General features: G+C 67.8%; 10 protein-coding genes and 2 pseudogenes. 9 read left to right on the plus strand and 3 right to left on the minus strand.

What is annotated here, in order from left to right; genetic code table 11:
• Positions 1-2 precede the first annotated feature (2 nt).
• Complete coding sequence (locus tag ACWCQS_RS44000; protein ID WP_451009729.1) at positions 3-806, plus strand: NERD domain-containing protein; 804 nt, start codon at positions 3-5, stop codon at positions 804-806.
• Between the two features lie 44 nt (positions 807-850).
• Here the strand turns inward: ACWCQS_RS44000 and ligD are convergent, their stop codons facing one another.
• Positions 851-1,738, minus strand: a complete 888-nt coding sequence (gene ligD, locus ACWCQS_RS44005) for a non-homologous end-joining DNA ligase (RefSeq protein WP_451009730.1) — start codon at positions 1,736-1,738, stop codon at positions 851-853.
• A 184-nt stretch (positions 1,739-1,922) separates the two neighbouring features.
• Here ligD and ku point away from each other — a divergent pair, with 184 nt between their 5' ends.
• The 4 genes and pseudogenes from ku to ACWCQS_RS44025 all read left to right on the plus strand — a co-directional run.
• The gene (gene ku / locus ACWCQS_RS44010) at positions 1,923-2,996 is read left to right on the plus strand and encodes a non-homologous end joining protein Ku (RefSeq protein ID WP_451009731.1); all 1,074 of its coding nucleotides are present in this window, start codon (positions 1,923-1,925) and stop codon (positions 2,994-2,996) included.
• Positions 2,997-3,225: 229 nt separating this feature from the next.
• Positions 3,226-3,354: a hypothetical protein gene (locus tag ACWCQS_RS44015; protein ID WP_451009732.1), complete on the plus strand. Its 129-nt coding sequence runs from the start codon at positions 3,226-3,228 to the stop codon at positions 3,352-3,354.
• Between the two features lie 122 nt (positions 3,355-3,476).
• Positions 3,477-4,151 (plus strand): hypothetical protein, encoded by a 675-nt coding sequence (locus ACWCQS_RS44020; RefSeq protein ID WP_451009733.1) that lies wholly within the window; start codon positions 3,477-3,479, stop codon positions 4,149-4,151.
• A 222-nt stretch (positions 4,152-4,373) separates the two neighbouring features.
• A pseudogene (locus ACWCQS_RS44025) lies at positions 4,374-5,408 on the plus strand (FtsK/SpoIIIE domain-containing protein); the annotation flags it as partial.
• A gap of 14 nt (positions 5,409-5,422) precedes the next feature.
• On the opposite strand, the pseudogene ACWCQS_RS44030 reads toward ACWCQS_RS44025, so the two are convergent.
• Positions 5,423-5,592, minus strand: a pseudogene (locus ACWCQS_RS44030) (PLP-dependent aminotransferase family protein); the annotation flags it as partial.
• Between the two features lie 189 nt (positions 5,593-5,781).
• Between ACWCQS_RS44030 and ACWCQS_RS44035 the strand changes: the two are divergent.
• A complete protein-coding gene (locus ACWCQS_RS44035; protein ID WP_451009734.1) occupies positions 5,782-6,699 on the plus strand; it encodes an NADP-dependent oxidoreductase in 918 nt (305 codons plus the stop codon).
• 221 nt (positions 6,700-6,920) lie between these two features.
• Here ACWCQS_RS44035 and ACWCQS_RS44040 read toward each other — a convergent pair whose 3' ends face one another.
• Complete coding sequence (locus ACWCQS_RS44040; protein WP_451009735.1) at positions 6,921-8,885, minus strand: SpoIIE family protein phosphatase; 1,965 nt, start codon at positions 8,883-8,885, stop codon at positions 6,921-6,923.
• Positions 8,886-9,563: 678 nt separating this feature from the next.
• Here ACWCQS_RS44040 and ACWCQS_RS44045 point away from each other — a divergent pair.
• From ACWCQS_RS44045 to ACWCQS_RS44055, 3 genes are all read left to right on the plus strand, one after another.
• Positions 9,564-10,241, plus strand: a complete 678-nt coding sequence (locus ACWCQS_RS44045) for a DUF429 domain-containing protein (protein ID WP_451009736.1) — start codon at positions 9,564-9,566, stop codon at positions 10,239-10,241.
• Between the two features lie 48 nt (positions 10,242-10,289).
• Complete coding sequence (locus ACWCQS_RS44050) at positions 10,290-11,438, plus strand: PD-(D/E)XK nuclease family protein (protein WP_451009737.1); 1,149 nt, start codon at positions 10,290-10,292, stop codon at positions 11,436-11,438.
• A 337-nt stretch (positions 11,439-11,775) separates the two neighbouring features.
• On the plus strand, positions 11,776-13,905 hold the full coding sequence (locus tag ACWCQS_RS44055; protein WP_451009738.1) for a hypothetical protein: 2,130 nt from the start codon (positions 11,776-11,778) through the stop codon (positions 13,903-13,905).
• Positions 13,906-13,996 lie beyond the last annotated feature (91 nt).

Consider the following 13,996-nt stretch of genomic DNA (forward strand, 5'->3'; position numbering starts at 1 on the left):
GCATGAGCGCACTGCGCGTGGTGCCGGCCTATCGGCACGGCCGGGAACGGCTGTACGTCTGCCGCCCGGACGGAAGCAATGTCGCCTGGTACGACCGTGAGACGGGCCGGGTCAACCTGCTCGGCGAGGACAGCCGGGACGACGTACTCCAAGCCCTGAAACCATTCCTGACCGGCCCGGTGACCGTCGGCCCACCGCCGGTGCCGACCCCCGCGGAACTGGCCCGGCTGACCCTGCACCCCGACGACGACCTGGCGCCCAACCGCCCCGGCGAGGCCCTGCTCGTCGCCCTCGACCGCGACCCCGGCCCCACCCACCGGCTGCGCCCCGACCCGCGCCGGCGCGCCCTGGCCGCCGAGGAGACCGTCGGCACGGCCCTGGACGGCCTGGAGGGGGCCGGCTGGCACACCCTGCACTCCATCGCCCTGCCCGGCGGCGACCGCATCCACCATCTGCTCCTCGGCCCCGGCGGCCTGTACGCCGTACACGCCCTGTACGCCCGCAAGGCCCGCGTCCTGATCGCCGACCCGATGGTCACCGTCGGCCGCCGCGACACCGAGCCGCTGCTGCGCCGGCTGCGGTCCGTCGCCGACCGGGCCTCCTACGCCCTGACCGCCGAGGTCCGCCCGGTTCTGGCCCTGGCGGGCCCGGCCGAGCTGACGGTGACCGCCCCACCGCGCGCGGTACGGATCCTCCAGGACACCGAGCTGGCGGGCCTGGCCCGGTTCGGCGGCGTGCTGAAGCCGGCGGACGTGGAGGCGCTGCACGGGATGGCGCGGGACCGGAATACGTGGGGGAGGGTGTAGGCCGGGGGTGGATCGGGGGAGGGGTGTGGATCCCGGGGCGTGGATCAGGGGAGTGGGGCCGCCCTTTCCGGGTCCAGCATGGGTGCCATCAGGTCACCGAGGTCCTGCAGCCGCGGCGCGATGTCCTCCGCCTGGAACTCCAGCTGAGCCGGGTCGCGGCAGTCGGCGACCTCCTCCCAGGTCACCGGCGCGGACACCAGCGGGGCCCGGCGGGCGCGCAGCGTGTACGGGGTGGCCGTGGTCTTGCGGGCCGCGTTCTGGCTCCAGTCGACGAACACCTTCCCCGGCCTGAGGCTCTTCGTCATCCGGTGCACCACCAGCCGCGGCATCGCCCGCTCGGCCTCGACGGCGAGCGCCTTCGCGTACTCGCTCGTCCGCTCGGAGGACGAGCCCCGGACGGAGGCCAGCAGGTGCAGCCCCTTCGACCCGGCCGTCTTCGGGTACGCCTCGATGCCGTCCGCCGCGAGCCGCTCGCGCAGCCACAGGGCCACCTGGCAGCAGTGGACGACCGTCGCGGGCGCGCCCGGGTCCAGGTCGAAGACCAGCCGGTCGGCCTCGTCCGGGGTCTGCACCAGCCACTGATGGGTGTGGAACTCGGTGACGAGGTTCGCCGCCCAGACGAGGCTCGCCAGATCCTGCAGCACCACCATCCGAGCCGGGCTGTCCGCCGAGGACCGCGGCACCTCGGCGGTGGTGACCCACTCGGGCGTACCCGGCGGAACGTTCTTCGTGAAGAACAGCTGCCCCTCCGGTCCGTCCGGATAGCGCAGAAAGGACACGGCCCGGTCGCGCAGGTGCGGCAGCAGCACCTCGGCGCTGGTCGCGTAGTAGTGCACCAGCTCCGCCTTGGTGAAGCCGGTCTCCGGATACAGCACCTTCTCCAGGTTGCTGAGCGCGACCCGCCGCCCCTCCACCTCTGTGATAGGCGTCATACGATGACAATCCCAGACATACAGGGGTAAGCGGTGTAACCGGCGTATTCGTCGTAGTCGGTGGATCCTGCGGTCCTGCGGTCCTGCGGTCCTGCGGTCCTGCGGATCCTGCAGATCCGATGGATCCGGCGAATCCGATGGATCCGGAAGATCAGATGGATCCGGCAGAGGAAGGGTGCGGCACGTGCGATCCATATGGAACGGGGCCATCTCCTTCGGGCTCGTCAGCATCCCGATCAAGCTGGTGAACGCCACGGAGAGCCACTCGATCTCCTTCCGTCAGATCCACACCGAGGACAACGGCCGCATCCGCTACCGCAAGGTGTGCGAACTGGAGGACCGCGAGGTCAGCCAGGCCGAGATCGGCAAGGGGTACGAGGACGCGGACGGCACGATCATCCCGATCACCGACGACGACCTCTCCCACCTGCCCATCCCGACCGCCCGCACGATCGACATCGTGGCCTTCGTACCGGCCGACCGGATCGACCCGCTCCAGATGGGCGCGGCGTACTACCTGGCAGCCGGCGGCGCCCCCGCGGCCAAGCCGTACACCCTGCTCCGCGAGGCCCTGAAACGCAGCAACAAGGTGGCCATCGCCAAGTACGCCCTGCGCGGCCGCGAACGCCTCGGCATGCTCCGGGTGGTCGGCGACGCCATCGCGATGCACGGCCTGCTCTGGCCGGACGAGGTCCGCGCCCCCGAGGGCGTCGCCCCCGACACCGATGTCACCATCCGCGACAAGGAACTCGACCTCGCCGACGCCCTGATGGACACCCTCGGCGAGGTCGACCTGGAAGACCTCCACGACGAGTACCGGGCGGCCCTGGAGGAGGTCATCGCCGCGAAGGCCGCCGGCGAGGCGCCACCGGAAGCCCCGGCACCGGCCGCCGGGGGCAAGGTGCTGGACCTGATGGCCGCGCTGGAGAACAGCGTGCGCGCGGCCCGTGAGTCGCGCGGCGAGGCACCCGCCGCGGGCGAGGCCGAGGTCAGACCCCTGCCGAGGAGAGCCGCACCCAAGGCGGCGGGCGGCAAGAAGTCCACGTCCACGGCGAAGAAGGCAGCCACCGCGAAGAAGCCCGAACCGGCCCGCAAGTCGACGTCGAAGGCGACGTCCAAGACGACGTCAAAGGCGACTGCCAGGACGGCTCAGGGGGCGAAGAAGAGCACGACGGCCAAGACGGCTCAGGGGGCGAAGAAGACAGCAGCGAAGGAGACGGCAGCGAAGAAGACCGCGTCGCGCAAGCGGACCGCTTGAGGGAGCAGCTTCGTCGGCGAACCCCGCAACAGACCCTGAATACGGTCCGCCCGAGCCGTATCTGCATCCAGACCTGGCGTGACGTCGTCGAACTCCGTGCGTCGGTTGTCGGGGGAGGGGCACCTCCCCGGCAGGGATCAAGCACCCGGACGTCGTCTCCGCCTCGGACAAGGCCGGCTGTTCCTGGGCGCCGTATCCTCCGCTGACCTTCGGCGCCCAGTGCTCGCTGGTGGCGATCCCGACAGGAGCGAACTTCACCTTCGAGATCCCCGAGGACGAGGACCCCGTACTGAACGTCATGGGCCTGGCCAGCGACGGACACGCCTGCTCCGCACGGACCACGGACCAAGATCATTGAACTGAAGCACCCCCACGCCGAACCGTCCCTCGTCACCCGGTTCAAGCAGCCCTCGTCCAGGAGCCCGCCCGCACCCGAAAAGACAGTGGACGCAAGATCGTGGGATCGGCCATGATCCCGCCGTGCACATACCGAGACGATACGCCGAGGTCCTCGCCGCAACCTTTCTGACAGCAGTGCTGGCCGGCTGCTCAACGCCACGCATCCAGCCCTCGCCGGCGGCCACGGGCTCGGCGACTTCATCTCCGCCGGTCCCCGCGACCCCCTCCTCCACCGGAGGCTCACCTGCGTCTGGCGCGGGAGCACAGCTCCTCGTCACCATCCTGCCGGTACCGGCAGGCGCGCATGCCTGGACCGACCGCAACGGCGCGCTGGACCTGGACGGCTTTGCCCATGGGCTCTTCAAGCCGGACGCCGTCTCGCGGGCGAAGGCCGTGCTCGTACGCCGACGCTTCGTCGCGGCTGCGCGGCAGGGCTGGATCAGTAACGACGGAAGCCAGACCGACATCTTCCTCGTTCGGTTCGCCGCACCCACCGGCGCCGAGAGCATGTACAAGTCGATGGCACATACCTGGCAGACCAGCGGCACGCCGCACCAGCACACCTTCGCGGACCCCGCGGACCACGCCACCGGCTCCGTCACCAGCACCCTCGACAACCTCGGCAACGCCGGTGTCAAACTGATCAGCGTCCACAAGAACCTGTTCGTCTACCTCCACTACTTCACCCCCGCGACCCCCGACCGCAGCGGGGCACTGAATCTCCTCCATCGCCAACTAGACGCCCTCGACAAGTAGGAGGCGCCCCGTCGCTCCCACCGACGGCCAGGCGGGACAGGAAGCTTCCGGGAAGGTAGGCGGCTAGGCCCGGTGTACCCCTCAGCAGATGCCGGCTGCCCTCACAAGCGCCCGGAGGCGACCCCGCGGCGCGACGATACGCACCGGGCGGGCTCGCCCGGCATTGGCACCGGCCCTCACCCATCCCGGACGTCACCTGCGGCGACGCTCCAAGATCCGGCCATCGCCCCGTCCACAGACTCCGACATACGACCGCACACCTGCGGCCTGACCGTCGCACCGTCCCGGTGGCGGGCGCCTGCCATCAAGGCGACCACTCGTCGTGAGGTCCGCCCCGTCCCGCCCGCCGGGGCCTGGCGGCGGCCTCGGCTGAACGACTCCGGCACGCTTGGGGCGTCCACGCCGTGTACGTGCGGGACATCGGCCCGGCGTTGTCGAACTCCGGCTCGTCGGCTTTGACGTCCTGCGGAAGGTGCGGACGCCTCGCCGGACCGAAGGCGGCTTCTCCAGGTGCCGGTGGCCCTTCGGGAGGACGCGACCGCCTTCATCCGCGACTACCGGACCGTGCCGCACGAACTCGTCCTCGGTGCCACGCTGCCCGGCAAGTCCATGTTCCCGCGCCACCTGATCACCGGGCTCGCCCCACAATCCGTCGCCATGGTCGGCATCGACTGCAAGCGGGGTGTCGAACTGACGCCCTTTGCCGCCCGGCTTTCGACGAAGGCGACCGCCCCGGACCAGGCGGTCGAACTGCTGCCCGTGCCCGTGCCCGTGCCCGTGCCCGTGCCCGTGCCCGTGCTCGTGCTCGTGATGGAGATGGAGGACCGATACGACCTGATCAAGGCCCGACAGGGCGTCGCGCCCGGCGCACCGGATGAGCTGATCACGTCGGACATCTGGGATCTGCCGGAGGGCGAACGCCCGGCACCCATCGCCCTGTTCATCGATGAGGTGGCCGAGCTCTTCCTCGTCGCCACGCGGGAGGAGGAAGAGCGACGGGACGAGATGGTCACCCAGCTCATCCGGCTCGCACAACTCGGCCGCGCGGCCGGCATCTACCTGGAGGTGTGCGGGCAGCGTTTCGGCGCCGAGCTGGGAAAGGGCGCGACCATGCTCCGCGCTCAGCTCACCGGGCGCGTCTGCCGCCGCGTCAATGACGAGGCCTCCGCCAAGACGGCGCTGGGCGACATCGCTCCCGATGCGGCCTCCGCCGCCTGTGTCATAGCCGCTGAGAAGCCCGGCAGGTTGGTGAGCGGCTGAAGAAGGCCCTCACCCAGGTCGGCGGCGAGCGTACGGGAGGAGGGCAGCCGGGTGCCGGGCGCCGGCCGCCCGGAGCGGACGCTTCCCGCAGCGCCTTCGTCAGCCCTTTGCGCAGGCCCGGCCCGGTAGGCTCGACATGCAGGTCGAACCCGAACCCCAGAGTGGCCCAAGGTTTCTGCATGAAAATGGACCATACTCTTGGGCTGCTCCGCTCCTAAGGTCGGAGACATGACGACGAGCGAATAGCAGTCCGGCCGGCGCTGTCCAGATCGTCGGCCGCGTCCTATCGGCCCCGCCGAGGTGATGTCGAACGACTTTCCATCCCTGAAACATTTCCACCAAACAGGCGAATGGCCGAGGAGGCATTCCCATGAAAGCGATCGTGGTGACGGACCAGGCTGCGGGAACGGCCGGTATGACGCTGGTGGAGCGGCCCGAGCCGCAGGCGGCGATAAACGATGTCGTCGTTCAGATTCATGCGTCGGGATTCGTCCCGACTGAGATGGCGTGGCCCTCGACCTGGACCGACCGCCTCGACTGTGACCGGACACCGTCGATCCCTGGGCACGAGCTGGCTGGAGTGGTCACCACCCTCGGCTACGGCACGTCGGGACTGTCGGTGGGGCAGCGGGTGTTCGGCATCACGGACTGGTATCGCGACGGCACTCTGGCCGAGTACGCGGCCGTCGAGGCACGCAACCTCGCGCCGCTGCCGGGCGATGTCGACTTCACGGTGGGCGCGAGCCTGCCGATCTCGGGCCTGACTGCGTGGCAGGGATTGTTCGAGCATGGCAGCCTCCGGGCGGGGCAGAGCGTGCTCGTGCACGGTGCGGCCGGTGCAGTCGGGTCGATGGTGGCGCAGCTCGCACGTGAGTTCGGTGCGTATGTCATCGGCACCGGGCGCGCTGCCGACCGTCAGACGGTGCTCGACTTCGGAGCGAAGGAGTTCGTCGACCTTGAGAACGACGCCCTGGAAGAGGTCGGCGGCGTCGATCTGGTGTTCGATGGCATCGGCGGCGACATCGGGAAGCGGTCCGCAGGGCTGATTCGGTCCGGAGGAACGCTGGTGTCCATCGTCGGGCCGCCGGAGGCAAGGCCCGCCGACGGCCTGGCGATCGACTTCGTCGTCGAGTCCGATCGTGCCCAACTGGGTGAGATCGTCCGGCGGGTGCAGGACGGACGGCTGCGGACGAACATCGACAACGTCTCGACCCTCGACGATGCCGTCGCCGCCCTCAATCCGACCGAGCGACGCAAAGGGAAGACGATCATCCGCATTCGGCCGTGAGGCCTCGGGGGAGTGGGCGGTCCTCCCCTCCTCGTGGATCAGCGATCAGCGCCGGACCTCAGTGGACGATCGGCCGAGGCGCAGGCCCGGTTGGCCAGCGTCGACGGTCCCTGGGATCGACCTGACAAGGATGAGGCTAGATCTCAAAACCTGTACCAGCGCGTGTGCCGGCGTGGGCGTCGGCATCGACCGATTGATGGCGGCCCGCAGGCTTGACGCAGTCACGTACGCCGGATGACCAGTACGGCCACGTCGTCGAGGTGGTCTACCTCGACCGCGGCGTCGAGGATGCGGTCGGCGGTCTCCTCGACGTTCAGTCCGTCGTGGAGGGCCGCGCCGAGCAGTGTTCCGGCTCGCTCCAGTCCGGCTTCCAATGTGAGGCCCGGTCCTTCGACCACGCCGTCGGTCACCATGACCAGCGCGGCATCCTTGTCCAGCGTGAAGATGCCTTCGTGGTAATCGGTGTCGGGCAGGACTCCCAGCACCGGGCCGCCCGGCAGCTCACGGATGCTGTGGTAGCCGTCGTCGCGTGCGTACAGCAACGGCACATGGCCGGCGCTGGCGCCGGTGACCTGTCCGTCGTCCGGGTCGATGTGCAGCATGGTGCAGCTGGCGAATCGTGCCGCGTCCATGGTGACGAGCAGCTCGTTGGTGCGGGTCAGCACGGTTGCGGGATCCGGTTCTCGGGCAGCGATTGCGCGCATGGAGGCGCGCACCTGTCCCATGGCTGCGGCGGCGTCCACGTCGTGCCCTTGGGTGTCGCCGATCTCCAGGGCGACCGCACCGTCAGCCATGACGAAGGCGTCGTACCAGTCTCCGCCGATATCCAACCCGTCGCGGCTCGGTCGGTACCGGGCGGCGACGTCCAGACCTGGGAGTTGCTCGGGCAGCGTGGGGAGCATGGTCTGCTGGAGCGCCGTGGCCAGCTCGACTCGTGCCTCTTGCAACCTGACCCGTTTCAGCGCCTGGCCTGCGAGGTCGGCAAGAGTGCCCATGAGGGCCCGCTCATCCGGGGACGAGTGGTGTTCGCTGTCGTAGGTCACCAACCAGGCCGCGAGCGGCTGATCGCCGACCGGGTTGAGGGAGGTGATCGAGACGGCGTAGCCGGAGTCGAGCTGGTCGAAGTACGGCATCATGGCGCCGTGCGGCCAGCGGCGGATGTACTCGTCCCGGTTGGGAATGAACTGCGGCTCGCCAGTGCGGATCACATAGGGCAGCGCGCTGGGGGCGTCCAGCGGCAGGCCGTGCAGGGCGGCCACCGGCATCGGGATCCCGGCATCGGAGGAGACGCGCAGGCGGCCTTCCGTGACGAACGCCAGCGCGGCGCCGGTACCATCGAAGGTCGCGGCGAGCCGGGTCAGGACGACCTGCTGTACTTCTTGCTCCGTGACTGCGGTCATCACGGCGGAGGAGAAGGTCGCGATCTCGGCGGCTCGCTGCCGCTCAGCACTCAGCGCGACCAACGCTCTGCGCCGGCGCGCTTCCCCCTTGGTGTCGTCGCGGATCACTCCGAAGACCCGCTCAGGGCCGCCGTACCCCAGCTGGACGCGGCGGGCCCGGCAGGCCAGAAGGTGCCAGCCGTCGCGCTCGGTGAGGAACCGCAACGTGATCCAGGGGGACTGGGCGGCGGTCGAACGCATGAGCCGTCGCAGAGCCCCGCGGTCGTCAGGGTGGACTCGCCGAACCACCCTGGACAACGACAGGGAGCCCTCCGGGAACAACGTCGCCAAGGCGGGTGCGCCGCCCAGCCACTCCAACTGGTGCTCCTGGGGTGCATACATGCACAGACCGAGGTTGGCGGCCTCGGCCGCCAACCGGAACGGGATCACCAGACCGCCCAGGTCGTTTCCCGCGTCCAACGAGTGCACGCGCACCAGCGGTTCGCCACCTGCAGGATCATTCACGGGTCGCGCCTCGACAAGGCAGACCACGGGGGTTGCACCCGCCCCGGGGAACTCCAGCACCCGCATCACGATCGTCTTCGTCGTGGCGGCGTGGGCCACGAGGCTCTCGACCGCAGTCCGCTGGTTTGCGGGCACCACATCAACCAAGCTGCGACCCACGCACTGCTCCGCTGACCTGCCCAGTGCCCTGGCCATCGCCGCATTGAGGCTGCGAACAGAACCGTCCAGGGTCAAGAGAGCCGAAGGGGCATCCCTTCGAAGGAGTTCGTCCGAGGCGTCCATCCGTGACTCCTTGGGACGTGCATAACGACCTCTTCAACCATATTCGCGTAATCTGCCGTGATGTCTTCATGAGGGGTGTGTTTGATCGCTGCGTTGAGTGATGACGGCAAGGAACTCGCTGGAAGCAGGGGACGGCCGGCCGTGAACAGGTCTCGATGGAACTCGGTACGGGTGCAGCGGCGGGGTACAGCAACTGCCAGCAACTGGCCGCGTCCCACGCCGGCCCTCATGGGCTTCACGGCAGCCTGTATGACCTTCAATGACCGATCCACATAGAGCTACGGATGGGAAGCTTTCCGTGCCTCACGCCTGGTCAGTGCACAACAGCGAGAAAGAGCGGGAGACCGTGAGACTGTCTCCCGCTCTTTCTGTCTCCCGCTCTTTCGTGTCGGCATCCGCCCTGGTCAGCGCTTCATCCCGGCTGATCCTCGGCGAGAGCCCCCGGCGGGGGACGCGGGGCATGGGAACAGGGAAAATCGCCGGTCGGGTGGCTGCTGGTGATTCAGACGGTCGTCCGGCTGAGCCGGTGGAGCGTTGGCAGCGGCCGCAGGTGCGATCCACCCGGCAGGGCATACCCCCGGCAGGGCATAGACGGATGGGAAGGCGCGGGGAGCGGTCTCTGGGATCGTGGGTGCTGCTATTTTGCGGCTCGGGCTTGTGCGCGAGGGGTGGGGTGGGATGGACGTCCTGGGGGTCGATGCCTGCGGTAAGCAGGGGTGGGTGGGGATCAGGCTCACGGACGGCGCCTACGCGGGCAGCCTGGTGGATCTCCGGCTCGAGAGGCTGATCGAGCGCGCCGCCGAGGTGGATGCGATCGCGGTGGACATGCCGTTGGGCCTTGTCGAGAAGGGCTGGCGCGCCGCAGATCTCGCGGCCAGGGCGCTGCTCGGCGTGCGGCGCAGCAGCGTTTTCCCCATAGCGCCGAGGTCGGCGTGGCAGGAGCCGGACTACATGGCGGCCGCGGACCGATGCAAGGAGCTCACCGGTAATCGGCTGAGCCAGCAGGCGTGGGCGCTGAGACCGAAGCTGCTCGAGGCGCGGGCGTGTTGGCTCGCCGACGAGCGGGTCCACGAGGTGCACCCCGAGGTGTCCTTCTACGCCTTGGCCGGTGGAGTGCCGCTGGCTTACGCGAAGAAGACCTGGCGTGGCCAGAACCTGCGCCGCTCCCTGCTGGCCGAGGCAGGGCTGCTGCTCCCGGACGAGCTCGGCGAGGCGGATCGCATCCCTGTGGACGACGTGCTGGACGCCGCTGTCGCTGCCTGGTCGGCGCACCGGATCGCGCTCGGGACGGCGGACCGGGTTCCTCAGGTGCCCGAGCCGGACACGGAAGGGCGCCTCGTCGAGATTCGATACTGATCAATCCATTACATATCGAACGAGTTCGCGAGGCGCTGAGGAGGCAAGGTGCTGGACGACTCGTTCGCCCGGCTCGCGACGTTGGTGGAATCGCTGACCGACGATGTGGTGTTCGCGATGTCCCGAGGCAGCAAGGAGCTGTTCCACAGCGACACCCTCGCCTGGTACATCGACCGATGTCCAGTCGTCGGCGAGGCATTGCTGGACGCCTGGCAGGTGCCCCGCACCGGCCATGCACGCGAGGCGCGGGTGCGCCGGGAGTGGCGCAACCTCGATCTGGTCGTGGAGCATCCTGGGCGTAGCCCGCTGGTGATCGAGAACAAAGTGTTCTCGCTTCCGGACACCGTCCAGTTGAACGCGTACGCAGCGGGCAAGCTCCACGGCCTGGACCATCCCGTCCTCGTACTGCTCAGCCTGGTCGCTCCCGGCTGGCCGGACGGCTCATGGACGGCCCCGAACGGTCTGACATGGCGCTACCGCAGCTACGAGGAGCTGTGTGCTGGGCTGCGGCCCTGTCTGCCCGATCTCCGGCGAACGGATGGGTTCGGCGCTGACGTGTTCGAGCGCTGGCTCGACTTGATCGACAAGCTTGTGCGGCTGGTCGCGGAAGTCGGCAGTCCGGCGGGGGCGGAACCGTTGCTGCTGCCGGAGGAAGCGGTCGCGATCCTCAAGAGCGCTCGACTGGACGCGACCGTGCAGAAGATGCGTTGCCTGCATGTCTCGAGCCTCGTCCGGGCAGAGCTGGTGCGGGAGATCGCACAGGACGGGGTTATCGTGCGGACGGCGATGAGCCGGGGCCAGGGCATCGTGGAGATGTTCACCGCGGAGACGACCCCGTGCTTCGGCTGGCAAATACAGGAAGGTCAGTTCCGTCTGGTCTACCTGACCGGCCCGGGAGCTGGACACGGCCCCGGCCAGACACGGCGGGCTGCCCGCGAACAGGAGGCCCGCGCCTACGGCGACTACTTCTGCTTCGACCAGGCGCGCACCCTGCTGGGCGACATCGGTCCCGAGCGACCTGTAACCGCCCCGAACGCTCCGTTGGCCTTCAACGGGTTCGCGCCCGACTTCGTCTACCGGAGCATCCCGGCGCCGGACCTGACGGTCGAACAGGTGGTCCGGCTCGGTGTCACCTATGCACGCCGGGCGTTGATGTGGCATGCGGACACGCGGGGCAAGGGATGCGGACCCGGCTGAGCGCCAGACCGACTCCCGCCCTCCGCTGTCGGCATTCGCCCTGGGCCAGAGCCTGATCCTCGCCGGCTGACCGGCGAGTGCCCCCCGGCAGGATTCGAACCTGCGCACATGGCTCCGGAGAGCGTACGCCGATCGGCTGCTGCTGCGGCCCTGACCTGCGCTAAAGCCGTCCAAGCCGAACCGATCTTGTTCCGTTCACACGCCCGTCACACGGGCCGACGGCACCAGTGCGGAGCGTTGCAGCCGTGTACTAGCCCCTTAGAGCTGGGGGCAGATTCCTGCCTCAGTATCTGGGAAAGGCAGACGTGGCGAAGCGCGTGAGGCAGGATCATGCTTCATGGACTCGGGAGTGGTTGCCGCGCTCATCAGTACCCCAGTGGGCGGGCTGGTCGGCTACCTTGCGGCCTATGCCACGCGGCGTGCTGCACGCGACCAAGCCGACGGATCCCGTGATGTTGCCCATATCACGAGCGGTGCGCAACATGCTCAATGGGAGCGCGAACAGCGCCTCGCTGCCTCCCGCGCCCTCGCGGAAGCGGCGCATACGTTTCTGTCCGCTGCCCGAGCCGCCAAGCAGGCTGTCGCCGCCGACGGCACGGCTTCCCGCGATGTCTATGCCCCTGTGGCCGAAGCACTCGACGCGTTGGAACGGCATGCAACCGCCGTCGCTGTGCCAGGGCCGGCCGATGTTGCTCGCGCTGCGCGCGATGTGTACACGCGGGCAACACAAGGCTTCACCGCTTTGCTCCGACAGGACGCTAGCCGTGCGCATGCCCAGGCGGCGGAGGCTCTGCACCGAGTAATTGCCGCTGTTTCTGACTACGCCGATCACCGTGCTGAGCTTACGGAGCTTGCCGAACTCACTCTCGGCCGCCTTGGCGAGACGCATGAGCGCATCGACGCTGCATACGCTCTAGGCCTCATCGATGAGGACGCCGTAACCAGAGGTCTGCTGCGTTCCGCTACGGTTGCTGTTTCTGCTGTTCGAAACACCAGCCGTGCCGCCATTGCGGCCGCCACGGAATCAGGCGAAGCCTTGGACGACGCCGAAGCTGCCGTCAAATATGCCGCAGCCGCGACCTGTAATGCCCTGCGTCGTGCGATCGTAACCGCTGTTAGTGAGGCTTGGGTTCGTCTGCATGGCAACCCGATCGAGTTGAACGGTCCTATGGATGCCGTGCGGACGGCATTTGAGGCTATACGTAGTGCTGGTGGCCCCCCTGACCCTCATGAACTCTATAGTGTCGCGGAACAGCTCTCTACAGAGGTGGCGCGAGCGGTCACCGCGCCGATTCTGTTAGCAACTCACAACTCGGCAACCATTTCAGTAAGCGACACCCGCATGACCCAAGCGCAGGTGGCCGAGCTTGCCAACACTCCGCCCCCCGATCCCTATCCAGGAGAGCCCGACAGCTTTGCCGCAGCTCGCGGCCGTCGCCAAGCTGCTTCCGCGATCGACCCTGATGAAGCCCCCATCGCGGTCGCCTACGCCGTGAAATCCCTTGTCCGCGCCCGCGCGACCGTCCTTGCCCATCAATGGAGCCACCACGCTGCCCGCGCTCTGTGTGAAGCCATAGCGGCCGATCCTGCGGCTGCTCCACTGGGCATCCTCGCTGGTGAACTAGCTGAACGACTGGAAGAGGCCCACAACGAGCGTCGGACTGGGCTATCCGACATGAACGAAGCGTTCGCAACTGCAGTGACCGATATGATCGGGGTGCTGCGCGCGGCAATCATATCCCCTGATGCGGAGGGTCTATTCGATCATTTGCAGCCCCTCTGTCCGTACTCGCAACATATAGGAAACCAAAATCCCTTGTATCCCGTCGGTGCCGCCTATGCCGAAAAGATCAGGATGCAAACCATTGAACTGGTCGACGGTAGGCACCCGCGCACATTAACAGCGGCAGACAGATACGCCTCTAACGGGTTTGGTCTTCTTCTTGGAGTCGCAGCGTGGCCGAATCCTGACAGCTTTTGGCGCAGTCTGGACGAAAATGGTCTAGAGGTACTGGATTGGCTGTACGAGTACGACTATGCCGCCACGGAACAGTTCGAGCGTGAACTCGGGAATATCGAACCCCGAGCCGACACGTTCTTTCTTCCTGATGGGTGGCACAGCCTGCTCGATCGCATTGCTCTCGCACTCCGCAGCGCCCTCCTTGACCGAGCGCACGAAAGTATCACCAGAGAGGTGTGCCAGCATGTTGAGTCGCTCGTCGACACCGGGGGAACTTTACGCGACTTCCTTTCGCGTATCGAGGAGAACGATTCCGGTAACGACCTCCTTAACGTCGCCCGGGTGTTTGCAGCTCAGGCAAATTCCCAGGCCGATATGGCAACAGAGCGAGCCGCCATCGCGGTAAGTGAGGTCGACCAGTCCCGTCGTGCTTTCCTGTCCTATGCGGCTGCGCACCTAGGCCCCAACTCCGTCGACCCCAGCAACCCTGGTCTTCCTGGGCGGTAGGGACGCCACCAACCGCCGGCGCTGAATCCGAGACGGGTGGGGTGGCAGTAGGGCTGCAACACCCCGGGGTGTTGCAGCCCTGTACTCGGTC

The sequence above is a fragment of the Streptomyces sp. NPDC002076 genome (genome assembly GCF_053593835.1).